The following is a 24,890-nucleotide window of genomic DNA, read 5'->3' as shown; positions in this document are numbered from 1 at the left end:
GTAGCCGCAGATTCAGCACAGCCCCGCGCCCCTTCGGTCGGCACAGTCCCCTCGGTCGGGAGCATCCCCTACCTCCCTCGCCACTTCGGTGGGCGCTTCTCCGTGAACGCCGCGTGGAACTCCGCGTAGTCCTCGCCGTTCATCAGCAGGGCCTGTGTCGACGCGTCCATCTCCACCGCCGCCGCCAGTGGCATGTCCAGCTCGGCCGTCAGCAGGGCCTTCGTCTGGGCGTACGCCAGGGCCGGGCCGTCGGCCAGGCGGCGGGCCAGGGCCTGGGCGGCCTCGTCGGCGCTCCCGTCCTCCGTCAGTTCGCTGATCAGGCCGATCCGCTCGGCCTCGGGAGCCCGCACGGGTTCGCCCAGCATCAGCAGGCGGGTCGCGTGGCCCAAGCCGACGACCCTCGGCAGCAGATAGGCCGCGCCCATGTCGCCGCCGGACAGGCCGACCCGGGTGAAGAGGAAGGCGAAGCGGGCGGTGGGGTCGGCGACCCGGAAGTCGGCCGCGAGCGCCAGTACGGCCCCCGCGCCCGCCGCCACCCCGTGCACGGCCGCGATCACCGGGAACGGGCACTCCCGTACGGCCCGCACGACCTGCCCGGTCATCCGGTTGAAGTCGAGAAGCTGGGCGGTGTCCATGGCCAGGGTCGCGCCGATGATCTCGTCGACGTCGCCGCCGGAGCAGAAGCCGCGGCCCTCGCCGGCCAGCACGAGGGCCCGCACCGACTTCTCCCGGGACAGCTCCGCGAGCAGATCGCGCAGGTCGGCGTACGCGCCGAAGGTGAGCGCGTTGAGTTTCTCGGGGCGGGCGAGGGTGACGGTGACGACCCCGTCGGCGTGCTCGACCCGCAGATGCCTCCACTCGGGGGTGCGGGCGGCGGAGCCGGTGAAGGGACTCATGATGTGCGGCCTCCTCGGGCGGACGGCGGGCACTGGCTCAGTGAGCTGTACCTCTGCCCTTCGAGCTCTACTCCCCGAAGTTATCACTCATCTTTGACCGTCGTCATGACCGCGCAATAAGCCAGTTCACCGCGGCCCGATCCGTGACCTGGCCCCGTCACATCCGTCACGGCTCGGCGACACCCGCGTAACGACGGGATCAGCCGCGCGAGGCCGACCGTTCACCTGGGTAAGCCGCATGTCAGTCGGGGCCGAAGGTCCCGAACGGCGCCCGACGAGCGGTTTCGCCCGGTGGCGCCGTACCATTCATAAGGTTGAAAGCAGGACAGCCTGCTCATGAACGGACCCGCCTTGCACGATCGCTCCCCCGCCTCCGCCTCCTGGCGTATACCGCTGCCGCACACCACCGCGGCCGTGCCCGTCGCCCGTGCACTGGTCCGTACGGCGCTGGCCGAGCTGGAGCACGCCGCGGACAGCGACACGGCGGAGCTGCTCACGGCGGAGCTGGTCGCGAACGCCGTGGAGCACACCGCGGGCAACGGCCCGATAGAGCTCGTGGTGGAGCTGCTGCCGTCCGGCTGCCAGGTCGAGGTGCACGACCCGGACCCGGCCCCGCCGGGCAACCTGACCCACCCCACCCAGGGCGATCCGGACCCCTGGCAGGAGCACGGGCGCGGCCTGCTGCTGATCCGCACCCTCAGCTCGTCCTGCGGCCACCGCCCGACGGGCTCGGGCAAGGCGGTGTGGTTCAGACTGCCGGTGGTACCGGCTCAGCGCCGCCCGTCGTAACGCCCGGGGTCGCCGTCAGCCCAGCGTCGCCACCAGGACCGCCTTGATCGTGTGCATCCGGTTCTCCGCCTCGTCGAAGACCACCGAGTGCTCCGACTCGAAGACCTCGTCCGTGACCTCCAGCGACTCCAGCCCGTGCCGCTCGAAGATCTCGCGTCCCACCTTCGTGCCGAGGTCGTGGAAGGCCGGCAGACAGTGCAGGAACTTGACGTTCGGATTGCCGGTGGCACGCAGGACGTCCATGGTCACCGCGTAGGAGCCGAGGGCCGCGATCCGCTCGTCCCAGACCTCCTTGGGCTCGCCCATGGAGACCCATACGTCGGTCGCCACGAAGTCGGTGCCCAGGACACCCTCGGTGACGTCCTCGGTCAGCGTGATGACGGCGCCGCTGTCCTGCGCCAGCTTGCGGGCCCGGGCCACGACGTCGCCGTTCGGCCAGTACTCCTCGGGCGCGACGATGCGTACATCCATGCCGAGCAGCGCACCGGTGATCAGATACGAGTTGCCCATGTTGAAGCGGGCGTCGCCCAGGTACGCGAAGGCGGTCTCGGTCAGCGGCTTGTCCGTGTGCTCGGTCATGGTGAGCACGTCGGCGAGCATCTGGGTGGGGTGCCAGTCGTCGGTCAGGCCGTTGAACACGGGCACGCCCGCGTACGCCGCCATCTCCTCCACCTTCGTCTGGCTGTCCCCGCGGTACTCGATCCCGTCGTACATCCGCCCGAGCACGCGCGCGGTGTCCTTCACGGACTCCTTGTGACCGATCTGCGAGCCCGAGGGGTCCAGGTACGTCGTCGAGGCACCCTGGTCGGCGGCCGCGACCTCGAACGCGCAGCGCGTACGCGTCGAGGTCTTCTCGAAGATCAGCGCAACATTCCTGCCCCGCAGATACTGGATCTCGGCCCCGGCCTTCTTGGCGGCCTTCAGCTCTGCGGCCAGCTCGACCAGCCCGAGGAACTCGTGCCCGGTGAAGTCGAGCTCCTTGAGGAAGTGGCGGCCGGCGAGGGCGGTCGGGACAGTCGCCATGGGGGCGCTCCAGAGGTACGTGAACAGGGACTCTGGAAGTCTATACGACAGTAGGCATTTCTATACAGGGCCCTCCATCCGCCTTCTATACGGGCGCCCGCTCGACCGGACAGCTCATGCACCGCGGTCCGCCCCTCCCCCGCCCCAGCTCGCTGCCCGGGATCTCTATCACCTCGATGCCCTGCTTGCGCAGATGCGTGTTGGTGGTGGAGTTGCGTTCATAGGCGACGACGACGCCCGGCTCGACGGCCAGCACGTTGCAGCCGTCGTCCCACTGCTCGCGCTGGGCCGAGTGGACGTCCTGGGTGGCGGTGAGGACACGGATCTCGCTCAGGCCGAGGGCGGCGGCGATCGCGCGGTGCATGTGCTCCGGCGGATGGTCGGTGACCTTGAGCTCCTTGTCGCCGGCGCCCGGTTCGATGGTGTACGAGCGCAGCATGCCGAGCCCGGCGTACTGGGTGAAGACATCGCCGTCGACCATCGTCATCACGGTGTCGAGGTGCATCAGCGCACGCCGCTTGGGCATGTCGAGGGCCACGATCGTCTCGGCCGATCCGGCGGCGAACAGCTTGTGGGCGAGCATCTCGACGGCCTGGGGGGTGGTCCGCTCGCTCATGCCGATCAGAACCGCGCCGTTGCCGATCACCAGGACGTCCCCGCCCTCGATGGTGGAGGGGTAGTCGGCCTGCCCCTCGGACCAGACGTGGAACGTTTCGTCACGGAAGAGGGGATGGTGCCGGTAGATCGCCTCGAAGTGGACCGTCTCGCGCTGCCGGGCCGGCCAGCGCATGGCGTTGACGGAGACGCCGTCGTAGATCCAGGCCGAGGTGTCCCGGGTGAAGAGGTGGTTGGGCAGGGGCGCGAGGAGGAAGTCGTCCAGCTCCATGACGTGGAAGCGCACGGAGGTCGGCTCGGGGTGCGCTTCCAGGAACTCCCGCTTGGTCATGCCGCCGACGAGGGCCTCGGCCAGCTCGGGCGCGGGCAGGCTTTCGAAGGCCGCGCGGAGGTGGTCGGTGGCGAGCACCCCGTACTCCTTCTCGTCGAAGACCCGGTCCAGGACGAGCCTGCGGGCCGCCGGAACCCCCAGGGACTCGGTGAGCAGGTCGCCGAAGAGGTGGACGGTGACCCCGCGGTCGCGCAGCACGTCGGCGAACCCGTCGTGCTCGGCGCGCGCCCGGCGCACCCACAGCACATCGTCGAAGAGCAGAGCGTCCTTGTTGCCGGGGGTGAGCCTTTTGAGCTCCAGATCCGGCCGGTGCAGGATGACGCGGCGCAGCCGGCCGGCCTCGGAGTCGACGTGGAATCCCATGCCTCCATCCTGACCATCGAGGGGCCTGTTCACCCCCTGCTTGCCACCATCTTCTTTTCGTCCTCTTGACGACAAGCAGGCCGGACGATTATCGTCCACATGACGAAAAAGAGGGGGGCTTCATGGCCGACATCACCCGGCGCCTGGGCCGGCGCCATCTGCGCGGCGCGCCCACGGCGCACATCCGCCACCACCGCGGCACGAAGCTGCTGCACGACGGCCCCGGGCTCAGCTTCTGGTTCCGCGCCCTGACCGCCGCGATCTCCGAAGTCCCGGTCGACGACCGGGAGCTGGCGATGACCTTCCACGCCCGTACGTCCGACTTCCAGGACGTGTCCGTACAGGCGACGGTCACCTACCGGATCAGCGACCCGGCCATGGCCGCCGCACGCCTGGACTTCTCGATCGACCCGGACTCGGGGGCCTGGCGTGCCGCGCCCCTGGAGCAGCTCGGCACCCTGCTCACCGAGACGGCGCAGCAGCACGCGCTGGACGTCCTGTCCCGTACGCCGCTGTCGGCGGCCCTGGTGGACGGCGTGACGGCGGTGCGGGAGCGGATCGCGCAGGGCCTGGCCGGGGAGCCCAGACTTCCCGCGACCGGCATCGAGGTGGTCGCCGTACGCGTCATGGCGCTGCGCCCGGAACCGGAGGTGGAGCGGGCCCTGCGTACCCCGGCCCGGGAGCAGATCCAGCAGGAGGCGGACCGGGCGACGTACGAGCGGCGGGCGGTGGCCGTCGAGCGGGAGCGGGCCATCGCCGAGAACGAACTGGCCAGCCAGATCGAACTCGCCCGCCGCGAGGAGCAGTTGGTGGACCAGCGCGGCACGAACGCGCGCCGCGAGGCCGAGGAGCACGCCGCCGCGGACGCGGTCAGGGCCGAGGCGGAGGCGGCACGGACGGTACGCCTCGCGGAGGCGGAGGCCACCCGGTCCGTACGGCTTGCCCGGGCGGAGGCCGAGGGTGCCCGTGAGGTCGGCGAGGCGCGGGCGCAGGCCCAGGCGGCCTGGCTGCGGGTGCACGCCGATGTGGACGTGGCGACGCTGCACGCCCTGACCGGGACCCGGCTGGCGGAGAACCTGCCGCGGATCGACAGCCTGACGGTGTCCCCGGATGTGCTGACGGGCCTGCTCGCCAAGCTGGGCCACCAGGAGCAGGCGTGAGCCTCGCCCCGCGGGTCGTCCTCGTCCATCGCACCTCGGAGTACGAGGAGTTGGTGGCCCGGCACGGCACGCACGGCCAGGCCGCCTTCTTCCTCTCCTCCCGGGGCCGGGACATCGAGGAGGTCGCCGAACGCCATCGCCGTACGCGACAGGCGCTGACGGAGGTGACCTCCGCGATTCCCCTGACCTGGCGTCAGACCCGGGTGGAGCGGGCCGATCTGGACCGGTTCCTGTTCGGACCGGAGGACGTGGTGGTCGTGGTCGGGCAGGACGGGCTGGTGGCGAACGTGGCCAAGTACCTGGCCGGGCAGCCGGTGCTGGGCATCGACACCGACCCCGGCCGCAACCCGGGCGTCCTGGTGCGCCACCGTCCCGCGGACGCGGCGAGGCTGTTCGCGTCCGCGCAATCCGCAAGGGGCGACTTCGACGAACTCACCATGGTCGAGGCCGTCGCCGACGACACACAGCGCCTCGTCGCGCTGAACGAGATCTACCTGGGCGCCGCCGGACACCGGACGGCCCGATACCGCCTGGGCCTGGAGGACGACGGGGGTGTCGTCGAGGCCCAGGCTTCGTCCGGGGTGATCGTCGGAACCGGGACGGGGGCGACCGGCTGGATCCGGTCGGTGTGGCAGGAGCGGGGAGGGCGACTGCGGTTGCCCTCCCCCACCGAGGAACGGCTCCTGTGGTTCGTGCGCGAGGCCTGGCCGTCCCCGGCCACCGGTACGTCACTGGTGGCCGGGGAACTCGCCGCGGCGACCCGCCTCCACCTCACCGTCGAGTCCGAGCGGCTCGTGGCGTTCGGGGACGGGATGGAGACGGACGCGGTCGAGCTGACGTGGGGGCAGACGGTCCGGGTGGGTGTGTGCCGGGACCGTCTGCTGCTCGTCAACTGACCCTCACAGCCGGGGGTCGACCGGCTCCGACTCCAGCGCCAGCACCCCGAACACCGCCTCGTGCACCCGCCACAGCGGCTCGCCCTCCGCCAGCCGGTCCAGGGCCTCCAGGCCCAGCGCGTACTCACGGATCGCGAGGGACCGCTTGTGGTTGAGGAACCGCTGCCGCAGCCGGGCCAGGTTGTCGGGGCGCGTGTACTCGGGACCGTAGATGATCCGCAGGTACTCGCGACCACGGCACTTGATACCGGGCTGCACCAGGCGGCCCTCTCCACTTAGCACCACCGCACCCAGCGGCTTGACGACCATGCCCTCGCCGCCGCGGCCCGTCATCTCCAGCCACCAGTCGACGCCGGCTCGCACCGACTCCGGGTCGCCGGTGTCTACGTACAGGCGCCGGGTGGTCTGGAGCAGGCCGCTGCCGTCGTGCTCCACCAGCCGGTCGAGCAGCGCGAGCTGCTGGTCGTGCGGGAGCGCGGCGAGGCTGCGGCCCTGGACGGCCAGGATCTGGAACGGCGCCAGACGTACGCCGTCCAGGCCGTCCGTCGTCCAGCAGTAGCGGCGGTACGCCTCCGTGAACGCGGCGGCGTCCGAGGCCCGTTCGCGCTGACGCGCCAGCAGGTCGGAGACGTCGACGCCGCGCGCCGCGGCGCCTTCCAGCGCGGACACGGCACCGGGGAACACCGCCCCGGAGGCGGCGCCGACCGCCGCGTACTGCGAGCGCAGCAGGCCCGACGCCTTCAGCGACCACGGCATCAACTCGGCGTCGAGCAGCAGCCAGTCCGTCTCCAGCTCGTCCCAGAGCCCGGCCTCGTCGACCGCCGCCCGGACCCGGTCGATGATCGTCTCCGTCACCGACTCGTCGTCGAAGAACGGGCGTCCGGTACGGGTGTAGATCGATCCCGTCGGCCCGTCCACCCCGAAGCGCTTGCGCGCCGCCTCCGCGTCCCGGCACACCAGCGCCACCGCCCGCGAGCCCATGTGCTTCTCCTCGCACACGACCCGCTCGACACCGTCCTGCGCGTACTGCGCGAAGGCCTCCGCCGGGTGTTCGAGGTAGCCCTCGACCTGACTGGTCGCCGTCGGCGCCATGGTCGGCGGGAGGTACGGCAGCAGGCGCGGGTCGACGGCGAAGCGGCTCATGACCTCCAGGGCCGCGGCCGCGTTCTCCTCACGGATCGAGACACGGCCCGAGTACCGGGTCTCGACGATCCTGCGGCCCTGCACATCGCCCAGGTCGAGCGGCCGCCCGTCGTGCCCGCCGGGCGCCTCGGCCCGCAGCGGCTTCGTCGGCTCGTACCAGACCTGCTCCGCCGGTACGTCGACCAGCTCCCGCTCCGGCCAGCGCAGCGCGGTCATCTTGCCGCCGAAGACGGCGCCGGTGTCCAGGCAGATGGTGTTGTTGAGCCATGTGGCCTCCGGGACCGGAGTGTGGCCGTACACCACAGCCGCCCGGCCTCGGTAGTCCTCCGCCCACGGGTAGCGCACCGGCAGTCCGAACTCGTCGGTCTCCCCGGTGGTGTCGCCGTACAGCGCGTGCGAGCGCACCCGCCCCGACGTGCGGCCGTGGTATTTCTCCGGCAGACCGGCGTGGCAGACGACCAGCTTGCCGCCGTCGAGGACGTAGTGGCTGACGAGCCCGTCGATGAACTCCCGTACCTCCGCGCGGAACTCCTCGCTCTCGCCCTCCATCTGCTCGATGGTCTCGGCGAGTCCGTGGGTGTGCTGGACCTTGCGGCCCTTGAGGTAGCGGCCGTACTTGTTCTCGTGGTTGCCGGGCACGCACAGCGCGTTGCCCGACTTGACCATCGACATCACGCGGCGCAGCACACCCGGGCTGTCGGGGCCACGGTCGACGAGGTCACCGACGAAGACGGCGCTGCGGCCGGCCGGGTGCACGCCGTCGACGTAGCCCAACTTGCCCAGCAGCGACTCCAGTTCGGAGGCGCAGCCGTGGATGTCGCCGACGATGTCGAAGGGGCCGGTGAGGTGGGTGAGGTCGTTGAAGCGCTTCTCGGTGACGACGGTGGCGTTCTCGACGTCCTCCACACCGCGCAGGACGTGCACCTTGCGGAAGCCCTCGCGCTCCAGGTGCCGTATCGACCGGCGCAGTTCGCGGATGTGCCGCTGGATCACCCGGCGCGGCATGTCGGCCCGGTCGGTGCGGGCCGCGTTGCGCTCGGCGCACACCTCCTCCGGCACGTCGAGCACGATGGCGATGGGCAGCACGTCGTACTGCCTCGCGAGCTCGATCAGCTGGCGGCGGGAGTCCTGCTGCACGCTGGTCGCGTCGACGACCGTGCGGCGGCCGGCGGCCAGGCGCTTGCCCGCGATGTAGTGCAGGACGTCGAAGGCGTCCCGGGTGGCGCTCTGGTCGTTCTCGTCGTCGGAGACCAGGCCGCGGCAGAAGTCGGAGGAGATCACCTCGGTCGGCTTGAAGTTCCGGCGGGCGAAGGTGGACTTGCCGGAGCCGGAGGCGCCGACGAGGACGACGAGGGAGAGGTCGGTGACGGGCAGGACACGCCCGTTCGCTGCCTGGCTCATGCGGCCTTCGCCTCCTTCTCGTCGTTGCCGTTCGTCACGGCTGTGCTCATCTCGAAAACTGCCATCTGCGTCGGCGGCCCCACCTCGGGGTCGTCGGGCCCCACGGGCACGAACTCCACGCCGTACCCGTGCCGTTCGGCGACCGCCCGCGCCCAGGTGCGGAACTCCTCGCGGGTCCACTCGAAGCGGTGGTCGCCGTGCCGGACGTGCCCGGCCGGGAGGGATTCCCAGCGGACGTTGTACTCGACGTTCGGGGTCGTCACGAGGACGGTCCTCGGGCGGGCGGAGCCGAACACCGCGTACTCCAGGGCGGGCAGCCGCGGCAGGTCGAGGTGCTCGATGACCTCGCTGAGCACGGCGGCGTCGTAGCCCTTCAGCCGGTTGTCGGTGTAGGCGAGGGAGCCCTGGAAGAGCTTCACGCGCGAGGCCTGCCGCTCCCCCATCCGGTCCAGCTTCAGCCGCCGCCCGGCGATGGTCAGCGCCCGCATCGACACATCCACGCCCACGATCTCGGTGAACGCCGGGTCCTTGAGGAGGGCCTGCACCAACTGGCCCTGCCCGCATCCGAGGTCGAGCACGCGCCCGGCGCCGGACGCCTTGAGCGCGGCCAGGATCGCGTCCCGGCGCTGCACGGCGAGCGGGGTCGGCTTCTTCTCGTCCTCGGTCTCCGCCTCGACCGCGTTGTCGATGTCCTCGACCTCGCTGTCGTCGGCCTCCGCGAGCCGCACGAGCTCCAGCCGCTCCATCGCCTCGCGGGTCAGCGACCAACGGCGCGAGAGATACCGGCTGGTGATCACCTTCTGCTCCGGGTGGCCCGGCAGCCAGCCCTCACCGGCCCGCAGCAGCTTGTCGACCTCGTCGGGCGAGACCCAGTAGTGCTTGGCGTCGTCGAGGACGGGGAGCAGGACGTAGAGGTGGCGCAGGGCCTCGGCGAGGGTCAGCGCCTGCGACTCCAGGACGAGACCGACGTAGCGAGAGTCGCCCCACTCGGGGAACTGCAAGTCCAGCGGCACGGGTTCGACGGTCACCGCCCAGCCGAGCGGCTCGAACAGCCGCCGTACGAGCGCCGGGCCGCCTCGGGCCGGCAGCGCGGGCACCTCGATGCGCAGCGGCAGCGGCCGGTCGGGGAGCTCCGGGCGGGCCTTGCACACGCCGCGCATCGCGCTGGAGAACACGGCGCTGAGCGCGACCGCGAGCAGCGAGGAGGCGGCGTACGGGCGGTCGTTGACGTACTGCGCGAGGGCCGCGTCGGGTGCGCCGCCCCGGCCCTTGCCCTTGCCGCGCCTGACCAACGCCACCGCGTCGACCTCCAGTAGCAGCGCCGCCGTGCAGCGCTCGGCATCCGCTTGGGGGTAGAGGACGTGTGCCGTGCCGTAGGAGGTGGAGAACATCTGGGCCTTCTCGGGATGCTTGTGCAGCAGGAAGCCGAGATCGGAGGCCGGACGCTCCGGGGTACCGGTGGTGGTGATGGTCAGGAACACGGTGAGTGGCCTTGGAGTAGGGGTCTGAACTGCGGATACGCACACCGTACAGAGCGGGCATCCGCAGCACTCGGGAATTTTCGCCAACCTCCCGGCGGCCGGCCGGGCCGGCCGTCCGGCGGATCGCGGGCCACGGCCCGATCCGCCGGACGAAACCCCTGCCGGTGCCCCGCACCGGCCCTTGGACGCTCTACTACAGCTGCGACTGCACCTGGGAGGAGATCAGCTCCAGGTGGTCCAGGTCGGCCAGGTCCAGGACCTGGAGGTAGATCCGCTGCGAGCCGGCCTGCCGGTAGCGGCCGATCTTCTCGACGACCTCGTCCGGGGAGCCGGCGAGCCCGTTGACCTTCAGCTCCTCGACGTCACGTCCGATCGCGGCGGCGCGACGGGCGACCTCCTGGTCGTCCTTGCCCACGCACACCACGAGGGCGTTGGAGTAGACGAGGTCGTCGCCCTTGCGGCCGGCCTCCTCGGCGGCGGCCCGCACCCGGCCGAACTGCCGCTCGCTGTCCTCGATCGAGGCGAACGGCATGTTGAACTCGTCGGCGTACTTGCCGGCCAGTCGCGGCGTACGGGTGGCGCCGTGGCCGCCGATCAGTACCGGAATCCTGCTCTGGGCGGGCTTGGGCAGGGCGGGCGAGGCGGTGAGGTCGTAGTGGGAGCCGTGGAAGTCGAAGGTCGCGCCGGCCTCGGTCGCCCACAGGCCGGTGACGATGGCGAGCTGCTCCTCCAGCCGCCCGAACTTCTCCGTCGGGAAGGGGATGCCGTACGCCTTGTGCTCCTCCTCGAACCAGCCTGCGCCCAGACCGAGTTCGACCCGGCCGCCGGACATCTGGTCGACCTGGGCGACCTGGATGGCGAGCACGCCGGGCAGCCGGAAGGTGCCGGCGGTCATCAGGGTGCCGAGGCGGATCCGCTTGGTCTCACGGGCGAGGCCGGCGAGCGTGATCCATGCGTCGGTGGGCCCCGGAAGACCGTCCCCGGAACCCATCTTCAGGTAGTGGTCGGAGCGGAAGAAGGCATCGAAGCCGAGGTCCTCGGTGGCCTTGGCCACGGTGAGCAAGGTGTCGTAGGTGGCCCCCTGCTGGGGCTCGGTGAAGATGCGAAGATCCATGACTCCATCCTGCACGGCGGGACACCCGTCAACCGCACCGGTCCCCCTGGCCTCCACAAACCCGGTCGAGTGAATTCCGTCAACGCCGCAGCCGCCGTCAGCCCAGGCCAGTGACCGCCCCCGACGGTGATCGTTGGCTCGGTCGGAGCCGGACCGCCCGGCCCTCGCCCCGGCCGGTCAGCGCCGGAGCGTCACCGTGTCGGCCCACTGCCACTGGGGGGGCCGGAGGCCCGAGGAGGCCGTCATGTCCGAGGAAATCGCGCCACAGCAGAGCGGCGGCAGCGGCAGCGACAGCGGCCAGCCGAAGGGGCTGCTCCAGCAGATGGAGGAGCTGATGGCCGCCCTCAACGCGGACCTGTCGGCGCTGGACGCGGACCTGCAGTCGACCGGTGGTCCCGGGCGGGGGCAGCGGCAGGAGGGGGAGACCGGCTGACGCGGCGCGGGGCTGGGCGAGCGGCGCTGAGCGAGCGGGGCCGCGCATCACCGTCGGCCGCGACCCGCCCCTGGGGGCTGCCGCCCCGCCCCCGGACCCCCGCTACCCCGCCTCCCGCTCCGCCAGCGCCTGGTCCCGGTCCGCCAGTCTCCGCTGCATCTCCAGGACCCGGTCCCGGGACTCGTCCGCCGCGTCGATGGCCTCCATGCACTGCCAGTACCTCGCCTCGTCGTCGGCGGCGCTGGCCACGCCGACGAGGGCTATGCCGACCTCGCCCAGCAAGCTCCCCAGCTGCATGAGCGCCTGGCGCGCGTCGCCCAGCTCGGTGAGCTGGGCCGCGCGTAAGTCGCCGTCCGCCAGATCCGGTGTGTCCAGGACCCCGCAGCCGCGTCCCGCCAGCTCCGTCAACCCCAGTGCCTCGCCGCGCAGTTCGGGCGGGCCGAAGACCGCCAGCCTGCTGCCCATCGCCTGAGCCAGGGCCTGCGCCTGCCACACCTCGGTCATGATTTCCGGCGCGCCCCCACTTCCCGCCAGCGCACGCCTGCTCGTCACGATGAGCCGCACCGCGTCCATCCGCAGTCCCCGTCTGTCCGACGCGCTGCCCACGCGTCATCCTGAACTCCCTTGTTCACTACCCAGCGTGAAGGGCCCTGAGACGAAAAGCCAGGGGAAGACGGAAATCTGTGGACAACTTTTCGGTTGCGGTCAGCTGAATGGATACGGAGAGTTAAAGCGGACGACGTCCTTCATTGCGGCGGACGACGTCCTTCATTGCGCGCCCCCAAACCTCTCCTAGGGCGCGGGAAACCTCCGCTCGTTGCGGTCGATCTTCGCGTCCAGCGCAGCCAGCACATCGATCCCGAGCACCTCACAGAGCTGCAGCAGATACGCCAGCACGTCCGCGACCTCATCCGTCACGCGTGCCGCGGTGTCCGCGTCGTCCATGACCCGCGTCGACTCCTCCGGTGTCAACCACTGGAAGATCTCCATGAGTTCGGACGCCTCGACGCTGAGCGCCGCGGCGAGGTTCTTCGGCGTGTGGTACGGCTGCCAGTTGCGCGCGGCGGCGAACTCGGCCAGCCTGCGCTGCAGCCCGGCCACGTCAAGGGGTTCGGTCACGGCTCCAGGTGTACCACCGTCACGCCGTCCACCCCGGCCACCCCCGAGGCGTCACTCACAGCCCCGAGCAGGCGGATGTGCCCCCGCTCGCCCATCCGGGCCGCCAGCCCCGTCAACTCCCGTAGCTGCGCGGGGTCCAGGCCCCGGTCGAGCCCGTCGGCCAGCACGGTCAGCGTCTGCATCGCCGCGGGCACCTCCCCCGCCGGGTCGACCTCCAGCACGCCGGGCCCCGTCAGCAGCACCAACGACAGCGCGAGATAGCGCAGCTCGCCGTCCCCCAGCCGGCCGAGCTCCGTGCGCACCCCGTCTCCCCGGTCGAGCACGCCCCGTACCGTCCCGTCCCCCAGCACCTCGGCGACGACGTCCGCCACCTCCCCCGCGCACCCCGTCCGGGCCGCGGCGACGAGCCGCCCATGGCGCTGCCCGCACTCGGCCCGCGTCCGCCACAGCACGTCGGCGAGGTTGTCGCACCCGGCGAGCAGCCGGCCGGACCCGACCGGCACCGGGGTCCGCATCCGCTCGGGCCGTGGGTCGCAGGCGAACACCGATCTCAGCGCCACCACCATCTGCTCCGCGGCGGCGAGCACCCGCCGCTGTCCGTCCGTCCTGCCGGCCACCCGCAGCGGCAACAGCGCGGTACCGAGCCGGTCGTCGGGCAGCGGCGCCCGCGTCACCGGCGACTGACCGGCCGTGTGCCAGGCGGCCTGCACGAAGGGCCGGCTCGGATCACGCAGGGCGGTCTCCAGCAGCACGAGACCGTCCGCGCTCAACCGCTCCCCCACGATCCGCAGTTCGGGCTCGGCCTGCACGGCGACATCGAGCCGGACCGGCCCCTCGGGACCGTCCGCCGTGCACCCGATACGGAAGCCGCGCCGGCGCTGGGCATCGGGCCGCGCCCGCTCCGGAACGTGGGCCACCGGATCCGGGAACACCTCGCCGACCCCGGTGCCCCCACCGAGCCGGGCCAGCGCCTCGTAGGCCCGCAGGGCACTCGTCTTTCCGCACCCGCTCGGCCCCGCGAGGAGGGTGAGCGCCCCGAGCGGGAGCGCGGCCCGTCGATGCCGGGCGAAGGCGGACAGCCGCAGTTCGGTCAGCCGGGGCCGGCAGGGAGGCTGCGCGCCGCCGGCGGGGTCCGCCGTATCGGCCTCGTCCGCCCGGCGTTCCGGGGGCGGATCACCCCCGCGGCGTCCCTGGAACGGCACGGTCACGGCATCGGCAGCAGACACAAACGACACGCCCATGTCCGGACCGTAGGCCCCCGGCCGGCGGGCGAACCGTTCCGCCCGCGGGCCCTTCCTACGATCGGGCGACCGCCCCGCCCGGCGTCTCAGGTGCCGGGGACCCCGGCACCTTCCATCAAGCCGCTCACCTCGGTGCCGGGCGGCGTCAGCAGGAACACGTTCCGGTCCACCCGGTGCATCCCGCTGCCCAGCCCGAAGACGACACCGGTGCTGAAGTCGAGGACGCGCTTGGCGACCTCGTTCTCCGCCCCGGTCAGGTCCAGGAGCACCGGGATCCCCGCCATCAGCGTCTCGGCGACGTCGCGGGCGTCCCCGAAGACGTTGACCCGCAGGACGACGAAACGCCGGCGGGGTTCGGTCGCCGCCTCGGGCATCGCGCGATGGTCCACCGCGGACGGCCAGGCGTCACGGCCGCGCAGCGGCACGACCTGGGCGAGCCCTTCCCACTGTTCATCGGTGACGTCGTGGCTGTTCACCGGCTCCCCCCGCCTTGACTCGCCTTCAATTCCTGCACCGGACAATTCTTACGCCAAGTCACCCGTTCGGCCCAACAGCGACACGATGCGCGACCGCCCCACACGCCGCACATCGCGCCCCCGCAAGGCCCTCACATCGCAAGACGGGCTGCTGTGTGTCCTACGTAACTCCTCATGATCAAGGGATGTGACATCGACGTAACGGGCAATTCGTACGCTCCAGACACGACCCCGACCGCCGGAGAAGGGCAGCGCGTGACCTCGACCAGCTCCACGTCCCAGATCCGGACGGTCTGCGCGTACTGCGGGGTCGGCTGCGGAATCCTGCTGGACGTCGGGATGGGGCCCGACGGGCGGCGTACGGTCCTGAAGGCGTCCGGCGACAAGGCGCACCCGGCGAACGCGGGCCGGCTGTGCACGAAGGGCGCGACGACCGCCGAGATGCTCGCCGCTCCCGGGCGGCTGACGACCGCGCTGGTCAGGGGCGACCGGGGTGAGGAGCCCGCGGCGTCGCCGATGGCCGACGCGATCGCCCGGACCGCGGGCCGGCTGCGCGCGATCATCGACGAGCACGGGCCGGACGCGGTCGCCTTCTATGTCTCCGGGCAGATGAGCCTGGAGGCCCAGTACCTGGCGAACAAGCTGGCCAAAGGGTTCGTGCGCACCAACCAGATCGAGTCGAACTCCCGGCTGTGCATGGCGAGCGCGGGGGCCGGTTACAAGCTGTCGCTCGGCGCCGACGGGCCGCCCGGCTCGTACGAGGACTTCGACCACGCGGACGTCTTCCTCGTCATCGGCTCGAACATGGCCGACTGCCACCCCATCCTCTTCCTGCGGATGATGGAGCGGGTCAAGGCGGGCGCGAAGCTGATCGTCGTCGATCCGCGGCGCACCGCCACCGCCGCCAAGGCCGACCTCTTCCTCCAGATCGAGCCGGGCACGGACCTCGCTCTGCTGAACGGTCTGCTGCGGCTGCTCGTCGAGAACGGCCACACCGACCCCGGCTTCATCGCCGACCGCACCGAGGGCTGGGAGGCGATGTCCGCCTTCCTCGCCGACTACGGGCCCGGCGCCGTCGCGGAGGTCACCGGTCTCGCCGAGGACGACATCCGCGCGGCCGCCCGGTTGATCGGCGAGGCGGGCGAGTGGATGAGCTGCTGGACGATGGGGCTCAACCAGTCCACGCACGGCACCTGGAACACGAACGCCCTGGTCAACCTGCATCTGGCCACCGGCGCCATCTGCCGCCCGGGCTCCGGGCCGTTCTCCCTGACCGGGCAGCCCAACGCCATGGGCGGCCGTGAGATGGGCTACATGGGGCCGGGGCTGCCCGGGCAGCGCTCCGTCCTGGTCGAGGCCGAGCGGGACTTCGTCGAGGAGCTGTGGGACCTGTCGCCGGGCACCCTGCGCGCCGACGGGGTCGGCAAGGGGACCGTGGAGATGTTCCGGAAGATGGCCGACGGCGAGATCAAGGCCTGCTGGATCATCTGCACCAACCCGGTCGCCTCGGTCGCGAACCGCCGTACGGTCATCGAGGGTCTTGAGGCCGCCGAGTTCGTCGTCACCCAGGACGTCTTCGGCGAGACCGAGACCAACGCGTACGCCGATGTCGTGCTGCCCGGCGCGATGTGGACCGAGGGCGAGGGCGTCTTCGTCAACAGCGAGCGCGGTCTCACGCTGACCCGGCCGGTGGCGGACCCGCCGGGCGAGGCGATGGCCGACTGGCGGATCATCGCGGCCGTCGCGTGTGCGATGGGGTACGAGAAGGGGTTCTCGTACGACAGTGCCGAGGACGTCTTCGAGGAGATACGGCGGGCCTGGAACCCGGTGACGGGCTGGGATCTGCGCGGGGTGACCTACGAGCGGCTGCGGGCGACGCCCGTGCAGTGGCCGGCGGCCGACGTGGACGGGCCCGAGCGCAATCCGATCCGGTATGTCGAGGCGGACGGCGGGCCGCGGTTCCCGACCCCGAGCGGGCGCGCCGTCTTTCACGCGCGGCCGTACATGCCGGCCGCCGAGATGCCGGACGACGACTATCCCTTCGTGCTGAACACCGGGCGGGTGCAGCACCAGTGGCACACGCTGACGAAGACCGGGAAGGTCGCGAAGCTGAACAAGCTGAACCCGGGGCCGTTCGTGGAGGTGCATCCGCAGGACGCGCGGGAGTTGGGGATCGGCGACGGGGACCGGGTGGAGGTCGCCTCGCGGCGGGGGCGGGCGGTGCTGCCGGCCGTCGTGACGGATCGGGTGCGGCCGGGGGGCTGCTTCGCGCCGTTCCACTGGAACGACCTGTTCGGGGAGTATCTGAGCGTCAACGCGGTGACCAGCGACGCGGTGGACCCGATCTCCTTCCAGCCGGAGTTCAAGGTGTGCGCGGTGTCCCTGACGCGGGTGGCTGCTCCGGCGGCTCCCGTGTCGCAGGGGCCGGTGGAGGCGCTGACGCCGACGGCCGTCACGCCCGGCCCGGCCGGTGCCTTCGGTCTGGAACCCGCGCCGCCGCCCGTCCTGACCGCGCAGGAACGCCTGTATCTGACCGGCTTCCTCGCCGGCATCGAGACCGGCGCGCCCGGCATCCCTGTCCTGCCGCCGGACGCGCCCTTCAGCCCCGAGCACGCGACGTGGGTCAACGGCGTCCTCGCCGGCCTGTACTCACGGTCGGCGAGCGCCCCCGCCGCGATGGACCGGCCCGGCCGCGAGGTGGTCGTGCTGTGGGCCTCGCAGACCGGCAACGCGGAGGAGTTCGCCTCCGCCACCACCGAGCGGCTCGGCGCGGCGGGGCACCGGGCCACCCTGGTCGGCATGGACGAGGCCGATGTCGGCACCCTCGCCCGCACCGCCGACCTGCTCTTCATCACCAGCACCTTCGGCGACGGCGACGCGCCCGACAACGGCTCCGGCCTCTGGGACACGCTGACCGACGAGGGAGCTCCACGGCTGGACGGGGTGCGGTACGCCGTGCTGGCCTTCGGCGACTCGTCGTACGACGACTTCTGCGGGCACGGACGCCGCCTCGACGCACGGCTCGACGAACTGGGCGGGGTGCGCCTGGCTCCGCGTACGGACTGCGAGCCGGACTACGAGCCGTCCGCGGGGGTCTGGCTGGACCAGGTCCTCACGGCGCTGGGCGGCGCCGCGCCGGCGCCCGCCGTCGAGCGGCCGAGGTCCCGGCCGAAGCCCGCCCCCACCACGGCCCGCCTGGCCGGCAACCGGCTGCTCAGCCGGGCCGGCGCGGGCAAGGAGGTGCGCCGGTTCACCTTCGACACGAGCGGGACCTCGCTGACGTACGAGGCGGGCGACGCGCTCGGCATACGGCCGGTCAACTCGCCCGCGCTCGTGGAGGAGTGGCTGGCGGTGACCGGCGTCGACGGCTCGGCGGCGGTGGAGGTGGACGGCGTCGGCGCGACCTCCTTCGCCGAGGCCCTGCACCGGCACCTCGACATCACGAGGATCACCCCGGACCTGCTCCGCTTCGTCGCCGAACGCGTCCGCGACGACCGGGAGTTGCGCAGGCTGCTGCGGCCCGACAACAAGGACGGGCTGGCGCGGTGGAGCTGGGGCCGGCAGGCCGTGGACGTGGTCGCCGAGCACCCGGTGCGGGCGGGCGCCGGGGAATGGGCCGGGGTGCTGAAGAAGCTCCAGCCGCGCCTGTACTCCATATCGTCCAGCCCGCTCGTCGACCCGCACAGCGTCTCGCTGACGGTCTCCGTGGTGCGGTACGAGAACCTGCACGGGCGAGAGCGCGCCGGGGTCTGCTCACCCTTCCTCGCCGACGCCGGGCCGGACACGGAAGTGCCGGTGTTCGTGCAGCCCTCCCCGCACTTCCGGCCGCCCGCGGACGCCTCCACGCCGATGGTGATGGTCGGGCCGGGTACGGGTGTCGCGCCCTTCGTCGGCTTCCTCCAGGAGCGGCAGGCGCTGGGGCACCGGGCGCCCAACTGGCTGTTCTTCGGAGAGCAGCACCGGGCCGGCGACTTCTACTACGAGGACGAGCTGACCGCGCTGCTCGACGAGGGCGGCCTCGCCCGTCTCGACACGGCCTTCTCCCGCGACCAGCGCAACAAGGTCTACGTCCAGGACCGGATGCGCGAGCACGGCCCCGAGCTGTGGCGGTGGCTGCAGGACGGCGCCCACTTCTACGTCTGCGGGGACGCCTCGCGCATGGCGAAGGACGTGGACCGGGCGCTCAGGGACATCGCGGTCGCGCACGGCGGGCTGGAGGAGGCCGAGGCGTCGGCGTACGTGAAGCAGCTGGCGGCGGCGAAGCGGTACGTGCGGGACGTCTACTGACCCCGCTTCCGCGATCCCGGTGACTCCGGTCCGGCGGACGCAGTCGTCGGCGACGGACGCGGTCCCGGAGCCGCCCGCCCCGTGGCATCGCGTCCTGACCCTCCTCGCGGACATCGCTCTCTTCGTCGGCACGCGCGCCGTCTGAACGCAGGCGGCGAGCCACCGTCTGGTCGTGGCCGCGATCATCTCCGTCTGCTACGCCTCGATCCTGGTGTGCGGCGTGCTGGCGCCCGTCGTGCGGCGGGCGCGGTCGCTGGCCCGCGTGGACCTCTGCGTGCTGTCGACCGCCGTGACGCTGACGCTGTGCGCGTGGGCGATGAACCACGGCGGCAGCGACGAGGCGATGCTCACGACCCAGGCCGCCCGCGAGCTGGTCGCCGGGCACCCCGTCTACGGGCAGCCGTGGCCCTGGCTGTTCGGCCACGGCGTCGCCCTCACCCCGACGGTGACGGGCGGCTACGACCTCACGTACGGCTATCCGCCGCTGGCCCCGCTGCTGACCGCGCCGCTGCTGTGGCTGGGGCACGGCGCCCTGCCCGCGACGGTGGTGAGTACGGCGGCCCTGCTGGCCGGCACCGTCGCACTGTGGCGGATGCTGCCCACGCCGTGGCGGTCGGCGGCGACCATGGTGTGCCTCGGTTTCGGGTTCCTGCCCTCCTACGGCCGCCTCGGCTATCCGGCGATCGTGGCGCCGGCCCTGCTGGTGCCGGTGGTGGTGCGGTGGCCGCGGATCGGGCGGGGCGGGCGGCTCGGGGCCGGCGGGCCGGCGCGGGTGGCGTGTCTGGGGGCCGCGTGTGCGGCGCAGCAACTGCCGTGGTTCCTCGCGCCGTTCCTGCTGGCCGGGATCTACGCCGTGCGGCGCGGGGAGCTGGGGGCGCGGGCGGCGGCGCTGGTGGTGGGGCGGATCGCCGGTGCCGCCGGGGTGGTGTGGCTGCTGGTCAACACGTACTTCATCGTGAGCGAGCCGGGCACCTGGGTGCAGGGCATCGCGCTGCCGCTGACGCAGGGTGCGGTGATCCACGGGCAGGGCGTGGTGGGCATTTCGCTGTACCTCACCGACGGCAGTGACCGGCTCGACTGGTACGCGCACGCGAGCATGCTGCCGGCGGCGGGGCTGCTCGCGGTGTTCGTGCTCTTCGTACGGCGGCTGGGGCCCGCGGCGACCGTCCTGCCGTGGTGCGCGTTCTTCCTGGCGGCGCGTTCCCAGGACGGCTACTACCTGATGATGACGCCGCTGTGGCCGGCGGCGACGGTCACCGCGCCGGCGCCGGAGTTCGCCGCCGCCTGGCAGCCGCGCCCGCGAGTGCCGTACCGGCGCCCAGCACGGATCGCGGCGGTCGCGCTCCTGCTCGCGCCGGCCCTGGGGAGCGCGCTCTGGGCGGCGGCGGGGACGCCTGTGCTGGGCATGCGGGTGGCGTCGGTGCGCCGGGCGACGCCGACGGCCGTGTCCCGCCTCGCTGTGGAGGTCACCAACACGGGCGCCGTCGCCCTCGCACCCCACTTCACGCTCACCACGGGCCAGGGCCTGGGCCGGTACTGGACGGTCGTACGGGGCCCGGCCGAGCTGCCCGCCCATGCGACGGCGCGCTATGAGCTCCGGCCGCCCGCGGGGAGGTTCGTCCTGCCGCGTCCGGGCGTACGGATCCGGCTGCGGGCCTTCACGGCCGTACCGCAGACGCTGTCGAGCGCCGACGTCAGGCTGCGGCCGTCCGCGTGAAGCGGAGCGTGCCGGTGACCGTGGTGAGGCCGCGCATCATGCCGAGCTGGTTCCAGCTCATGCCGAACTGCTCACGGTCCACGGTGAACTCGGCCTCCAGGGTGAGCGAGCGGTCGTCGGTGCCGACGAGGCGGGCGGTGACGGACGTGGGCCGGCTGATGCCGCGCACGGTGAGCTGACCGACGACGTGCACCTCGTCGCCGTCGCGCAGCTCGGCGCTGCGGACCGAGAAGGTGATCTCGGGGTGGTTGGCGGCGTCGAAGAAGTCGGCGGAGCGCAGGTGCTCGTCGCGCTTGGCGCTGCGGGTGTCCAGGGAGGCGGCGTCCAGGGTGATCGTGCCGACGGCGGAGCCGTCGGGCCGCACCTCGCCGTTGCCGGCGACGGCGGCGAAGGCGCCCTTCACGGTGACCAGGCCCCACATGGTCTTGTGCCGCAGGGCGACGGTGGAGGCGGTGCTGTCGAGCTGCCAGGTTCCGGTTTCGACGGCGACGGTCATGATCTTTCACTCCAGAGCATCGGGGGCATCACAGGGGGTCTGCCGGGGATCTGTAGTCCAAATTTGGACGACACTCTGCACGCTAGCCGATACTCCAAATTTGAACAACAGATACACTCGAATTCATGGCCGACCACTCCGACTGCCCCTCCGCCTCCGGCGACGGACTCCTGCCCGTCGAGCTGCACGCCTGGATGCTGATGCTGGCGGCGACAGGAGCCGTCGAGCAGGAGCTGCGCGGTGTCGTCAAGGAACGGCTGGACGTCTCGCACGACGAGTTCCTGGTCCTGTGCCTGCTCGCCGCGGACCCCGGCGAGGCCCTGCGCATGACCCGGATCGCCGAGCTGCTGGGTCGCCCGAAGACCCGCCTCACCTACCAGATCGCCTGCCTCCAGCACGCCGGCCTGGTCACCCGCAAGTCGGTCTGCGGCGACAAGCGCGGCGTCGAGGTCGCCCTCACCGAGAAGGCCCGGACCCTGCTCAAGGAGGCGTCCGCGGCCCTCGCCGAGACGGTCAAGGAGGCGCTGACGCGGTTCATGGGCCCCTCGCAGCGCCAGGCGATGTGCGCGCTGATGCCCGACTTCGTCGCGGAGCCGGTGCCGGCGCCGGCACCGGAGTAGTCCGCGGCAAGCGAGCCGAGGCGCCGTCGAACGTTCCCCGCCCGAGCGGCGTCATAGCGGTACTGGTCTTCGAGGGGAGTGCCGCCATGACCGCCGTACCCGTTGCCGCCCGCGTCGTGTCCCGTGCCGTACTGGTCGCGGGGCTGGTCGGCGCGGTCGCCGGCTGCGCGACCGGGACCGAGACCGCCGAGACCCCCGTCTCCTGGCGGGAGCCCGACTCGTACGCCTACACGCTCCGGTCGAGCGAAGGGGAACGGAGCCTGATCGGCTCCTTCCGGATCACCGTCCGCGACGGCGGCGTGGTCAAGGCGGTGGGCCTGGACGACAGCGGCCGGCGCGTCGTCGAGGACGACCCCGACGCGGTGCCCACCATCGGGGAACTCCTGGACGAGCTGGAACAGGCCCGGCGGGACCACGCGGACACGGCCGAGGCCGAGTACGCGGCCGACGGGCACCCGGAGCGGATCACCCTGGACTGGATGGAGAACGCGATCGACGACGAAGCGCTCTACGCCATCAGCGACTACGCACCGGCCGACGGCTAGGGCCCGTCCGGCGTCGTCTCAGAGGTCGTCGAGGTAGTCCCGCAGCATTTGGGAGCGGGACGGGTGGCGGAGCTTGCTCATCGTCCTGGCCTCGATCTGGCGGATGCGTTCGCGGGTCACGCCGTAGACGTGGCCGATCTCCTCCAGGGTGCGGGGGCGGCCGTCGGTGAGTCCGTAGCGCAGGGAGATGATGCCGGCCTCGCGGGCGGTCATGCCGGTCAGCAGGCCCCGGACGGCGTCCTGCAGAAGGTGGTGGGTGACGGACTCCCAGGGGCCGGGCAGGTCGGTGTCCTCGATGAGGTCGCCGAACTCGCCGTCGCCGTGCTCGCCCAGGGCGGCGTGCAGAGAGACGGGTTCCTTGGTGTAGGCGTCGAGTTCGACGAGCCGTGCCACCGGGATGTCGGCCTTCGCGGCGAGTTCCTCGGGGGTCGGCACGGTGCCCGTGTCCTGCATCAGCTCCCGGCGCGCGCGGGCCACCCGGTTGATCGCCTCCACGGTGTGGACGGGGATCCGGATGGTGCGGCTCTGGTCGGCGAGGGCCCGGGTCACGGCCTGTTTGATCCACCAGGTCGCGTAGGTGGAGAACTTGAAGCCCCTGGCGTAGTCGAACTTCTCCACCGCCCGGATGAGACCGGCGTTGCCCTCCTGGACCAGGTCCAGGAAGTCCAGCCCGCGGCCGGTGTAGCGCTTGGCCACGGAGACGACCAGGCGGAGGTTGGCCTCGGTCAGGTGCGCCTTGGCCCGCCGGCCGTCCTCGACGAGTGCGGCCAGCTCCGCCCCGGGGTGCCCGCTCCGCCCCTCCGCCAGCAGCCGCTCGGCGTACAGTCCCGCCTCGATGCGGCGGGCGAGGTCCACCTCCTGCTCCGCCGTGAGCAGCCGGACCCGGGCTATGACGCGCAGGTAGTCCTTGACCGGGTCGGTGCTGGCGCCCTGTGCCGTGAGCTGCGGCGGCGGACCGTCGGTCTCGTCGTCGTACGGCGACGGCGGCGCGGTCCCTGCCGTGGCCTCCTTCTCCAGCACGCTCATGTGGCCTCCGTCCGCAGCGCCTTCAGGTACCGGCCCGTGTGCGATCCGGGGTGGGCCGCGAGCTGTTCCGGAGTGCCCTCGGCGATCACCCGGCCGCCTCGATGGCCGCCCTCGGGGCCCATGTCGATCAGCCAGTCGGCCGCCTTGACGACGTCGAGGTTGTGCTCGACGACCACGACCGTGTCGCCGCCCTCGACCAGCCGCTGGAGCGCCGTCAGCAGCCGTGCCACGTCGGCGGCGTGCAGGCCGGTGGTGGGCTCGTCGAGGAGGTAGAGGGTGCGGCCGCGGGTACGGCGCTGCAGTTCGGCGGCGAGCTTGACCCGCTGGGCCTCGCCGTCGGAGAGGGAGGCGGCGGGGCGGTCCAGGGAGAGGTAGTCGAGTCCCACGTCGAGCAGGAAGCGCAGGCGCTCCCCGATCTCGGCAAGGACCGCGTCGGCGATCCGCCGCTCGCTGGGCGTCAGCTCCAACGCGCCGGTGAACGCGGCGAGTTCGTCGAGCGGCAGGGCGGCGACCTCGGCGATGTTCCGGCCGCCCACGGTGACGGCGAGGACCCCGGGGGTGAGGCGGGCGCCCGCGCAGGCCGCGCAGGGCACCTCGCGCAGGTATCCGGCGAACCGGCTCTGGGAGGTGCCGGTCTCGGTGGCCTCGCCGTGCCGGCGCTCGATGTGCGGGATCACGCCCTCGAAGCGGCTGAGGTGCGAGCGCTCACGGCCGAAGCGGTTGCGGTACGACAGATGGAGCCGGACCTCGGTGCCGTGCAGCACCGCCTGCCTGGCCTCGGCGGAGAGTTCGCGCCAGGCGGTGGTGGTGCTGAAGCCTGCCTCGGCAGCCAGGGCTTCGAGCAGCCGGGTGAAGTAGTCGGCGCCGCTGGTGTTCGTCCAGGGCGCGATGGCTCCGTCGGCCAGGGACTTGGTGTCGTTCGGGACGACGAGCGACGGGTCGACCTCCGTGCGGAAGCCGAGTCCGGTGCAGGCCGGGCAGGCACCCCAGGGGGCGTTGAAGGAGAAGAGCCGGGGTTCGAGCGACTGCACCGCGATGTCGTGGGAGCGCGGGCAGGCCAGGGCCTCGGAGAAGGTCGACTCCCGCCCGTCGTCGCCGGGTTCACGATCGACGAACTCCACCACTACGACCCCGCCGGCCGGCCCCAGCGCGGTCTCGACGGACTCGGTCAGCCGCTGCCGCAGGCCCGGCCTGACCGCGAGCCGGTCCACCACCACGTCGATGGTGTGCCGTTTGCGCGGGTCCAGCGCGGGCGGTGCGGTGAGCGACAGGACCGTGCCGTCGACCCGGACGCGGCTGAAGCCGTCCGCGCTCAACTGCCGGAAGACCTCGCTGTGTTCGCCCTTGCGGTCGCGCACGACAGGGGCCAGCAGCTGGAAGCGGGTGCCCTCCGGGTGCTCCAGCAGGTGGTCGACGATGCGCTGCGGGGTCTGCCGGCTGACCGGCTCGCCGCACTCGGGGCAGTGCGGGCGGCCGATGCGGGCGTACAGCAGACGCAGGTGGTCGTAGACCTCGGTGATGGTGCCGACCGTGGAGCGAGGGCTCCGTCCGGTCGTCTTCTGGTCGATGGCTATCGCCGGGGAGAGTCCTTCGATGGCGTCGACATCGGGCTTGTCGAGCTGTCCGAGGAATTGCCGCGCATACGCGGACAGCGATTCCACATAGCGTCGCTGCCCTTCCGCGAAAATGGTGTCGAACGCGAGGCTCGACTTGCCCGA

Annotated in this window: 20 protein-coding genes and 1 pseudogene; 8 read left to right on the top strand and 13 right to left on the bottom strand. The window is 72.0% G+C overall.

Going from position 1 to position 24,890, the window contains the following annotated elements:
* Positions 1–68: 68 nt before the first annotated feature.
* Positions 69–896, bottom strand: a complete 828-nt coding sequence (locus OG254_RS36300; protein ID WP_405590396.1) for an enoyl-CoA hydratase family protein — start codon at positions 894–896, stop codon at positions 69–71.
* A gap of 336 nt (positions 897–1,232) precedes the next feature.
* On the opposite strand from OG254_RS36300, the gene OG254_RS36295 reads away from it, so the two are divergent.
* On the top strand, positions 1,233–1,685 hold the full coding sequence (locus OG254_RS36295; protein WP_405590393.1) for an ATP-binding protein: 453 nt from the start codon (positions 1,233–1,235) through the stop codon (positions 1,683–1,685).
* Positions 1,686–1,700: 15 nt separating this feature from the next.
* Here the strand turns inward: OG254_RS36295 and argF are convergent, their stop codons facing one another.
* Together argF and OG254_RS36285 are read right to left on the bottom strand one after the other, a co-directional pair.
* A complete protein-coding gene (gene argF / locus OG254_RS36290) occupies positions 1,701–2,708 on the bottom strand; it encodes an ornithine carbamoyltransferase (protein WP_405590390.1) in 1,008 nt (335 codons plus the stop codon).
* Between the two features lie 85 nt (positions 2,709–2,793).
* Positions 2,794–4,017 carry an arginine deiminase gene (locus tag OG254_RS36285; RefSeq protein WP_351186532.1) on the bottom strand — a complete coding sequence of 408 codons (1,224 nt, stop codon included), beginning with the start codon at positions 4,015–4,017 and terminating at the stop codon, positions 2,794–2,796.
* Between the two features lie 122 nt (positions 4,018–4,139).
* Here OG254_RS36285 and OG254_RS36280 point away from each other — a divergent pair, with 122 nt between their 5' ends.
* Both OG254_RS36280 and OG254_RS36275 read left to right on the top strand, forming a co-directional pair.
* Entirely contained in the window at positions 4,140–5,177 is a 1,038-nt protein-coding gene (locus OG254_RS36280) for an SPFH domain-containing protein (RefSeq protein ID WP_405590387.1), read from the top strand.
* Positions 5,174–6,073, top strand: a complete 900-nt coding sequence (locus tag OG254_RS36275) for a hypothetical protein (RefSeq protein ID WP_405590384.1) — start codon at positions 5,174–5,176, stop codon at positions 6,071–6,073. The genes OG254_RS36280 and OG254_RS36275 overlap by 4 nt, the downstream gene beginning before the upstream one ends.
* 3 nt (positions 6,074–6,076) lie before the next feature.
* Here the strand turns inward: OG254_RS36275 and OG254_RS36270 are convergent, their stop codons facing one another.
* The 3 genes from OG254_RS36270 to OG254_RS36260 form a co-directional block, all read right to left on the bottom strand.
* Complete coding sequence (locus OG254_RS36270) at positions 6,077–8,617, bottom strand: polynucleotide kinase-phosphatase (protein WP_405590382.1); 2,541 nt, start codon at positions 8,615–8,617, stop codon at positions 6,077–6,079.
* Positions 8,614–10,098, bottom strand: a complete 1,485-nt coding sequence (locus OG254_RS36265; RefSeq protein ID WP_405590379.1) for a 3' terminal RNA ribose 2'-O-methyltransferase Hen1 — start codon at positions 10,096–10,098, stop codon at positions 8,614–8,616. The genes OG254_RS36270 and OG254_RS36265 overlap by 4 nt, the downstream gene beginning before the upstream one ends.
* Positions 10,099–10,291: 193 nt before the next feature.
* A complete protein-coding gene (locus OG254_RS36260) occupies positions 10,292–11,212 on the bottom strand; it encodes an LLM class F420-dependent oxidoreductase (RefSeq protein ID WP_405590376.1) in 921 nt (306 codons plus the stop codon).
* A 244-nt stretch (positions 11,213–11,456) separates the two neighbouring features.
* Here OG254_RS36260 and OG254_RS36255 point away from each other — a divergent pair, with 244 nt between their 5' ends.
* Positions 11,457–11,645 carry a hypothetical protein gene (locus OG254_RS36255; protein WP_405590373.1) on the top strand — a complete coding sequence of 63 codons (189 nt, stop codon included), beginning with the start codon at positions 11,457–11,459 and terminating at the stop codon, positions 11,643–11,645.
* Between the two features lie 102 nt (positions 11,646–11,747).
* On the opposite strand, the gene OG254_RS36250 is transcribed toward OG254_RS36255, so the two are convergent.
* From OG254_RS36250 to OG254_RS36235, 4 genes are all read right to left on the bottom strand, one after another.
* Positions 11,748–12,218, bottom strand: a complete 471-nt coding sequence (locus OG254_RS36250) for a DUF6099 family protein (RefSeq protein WP_405595384.1) — start codon at positions 12,216–12,218, stop codon at positions 11,748–11,750.
* Positions 12,219–12,437: 219 nt separating this feature from the next.
* Complete coding sequence (locus tag OG254_RS36245) at positions 12,438–12,764, bottom strand: nucleotide pyrophosphohydrolase (RefSeq protein ID WP_405590370.1); 327 nt, start codon at positions 12,762–12,764, stop codon at positions 12,438–12,440.
* Complete coding sequence (locus OG254_RS36240; RefSeq protein ID WP_405590367.1) at positions 12,761–14,005, bottom strand: AAA family ATPase; 1,245 nt, start codon at positions 14,003–14,005, stop codon at positions 12,761–12,763. Before OG254_RS36240 ends, OG254_RS36245 begins: the two co-directional genes overlap by 4 nt.
* Before the next feature lie 86 nt (positions 14,006–14,091).
* Positions 14,092–14,481: a cell division protein SepF gene (locus OG254_RS36235; RefSeq protein WP_187284589.1), complete on the bottom strand. Its 390-nt coding sequence runs from the start codon at positions 14,479–14,481 to the stop codon at positions 14,092–14,094.
* A gap of 255 nt (positions 14,482–14,736) precedes the next feature.
* On the opposite strand from OG254_RS36235, the gene OG254_RS36230 reads away from it, so the two are divergent.
* Entirely contained in the window at positions 14,737–18,768 is a 4,032-nt protein-coding gene (locus tag OG254_RS36230) for a molybdopterin-dependent oxidoreductase (protein ID WP_405590363.1), read from the top strand.
* Positions 18,769–18,787: 19 nt separating this feature from the next.
* A pseudogene (locus tag OG254_RS36225) lies at positions 18,788–20,485 on the top strand (hypothetical protein).
* On the opposite strand, the gene OG254_RS36220 reads toward OG254_RS36225, so the two are convergent.
* Positions 20,463–20,981 (bottom strand): YceI family protein, encoded by a 519-nt coding sequence (locus OG254_RS36220; protein ID WP_405590360.1) that lies wholly within the window; start codon positions 20,979–20,981, stop codon positions 20,463–20,465. The pseudogene OG254_RS36225 and the gene OG254_RS36220 sit on opposite strands and share 23 nt — an antisense overlap.
* A 125-nt stretch (positions 20,982–21,106) precedes the next feature.
* On the opposite strand from OG254_RS36220, the gene OG254_RS36215 reads away from it, so the two are divergent.
* Positions 21,107–21,601 (top strand): MarR family winged helix-turn-helix transcriptional regulator, encoded by a 495-nt coding sequence (locus tag OG254_RS36215; RefSeq protein ID WP_405590357.1) that lies wholly within the window; start codon positions 21,107–21,109, stop codon positions 21,599–21,601.
* An 86-nt stretch (positions 21,602–21,687) separates the two neighbouring features.
* Positions 21,688–22,146, top strand: a complete 459-nt coding sequence (locus tag OG254_RS36210) for a DUF6174 domain-containing protein (protein WP_405590354.1) — start codon at positions 21,688–21,690, stop codon at positions 22,144–22,146.
* Between the two features lie 18 nt (positions 22,147–22,164).
* Here OG254_RS36210 and OG254_RS36205 read toward each other — a convergent pair whose 3' ends face one another.
* Complete coding sequence (locus OG254_RS36205) at positions 22,165–23,172, bottom strand: RNA polymerase sigma factor (protein ID WP_405590352.1); 1,008 nt, start codon at positions 23,170–23,172, stop codon at positions 22,165–22,167.
* Positions 23,169–24,833: a hypothetical protein gene (locus tag OG254_RS36200; protein ID WP_405590349.1), complete on the bottom strand. Its 1,665-nt coding sequence runs from the start codon at positions 24,831–24,833 to the stop codon at positions 23,169–23,171. The genes OG254_RS36205 and OG254_RS36200 overlap by 4 nt, the downstream gene beginning before the upstream one ends.
* Positions 24,834–24,890 lie beyond the last annotated feature (57 nt).

This window comes from Streptomyces sp. NBC_01092 (genome assembly GCF_045039535.1).
GTDB lineage: Bacteria > Actinomycetota > Actinomycetes > Streptomycetales > Streptomycetaceae > Streptomyces.
This window is presented reverse-complemented; position numbering and strand designations above follow the sequence as displayed.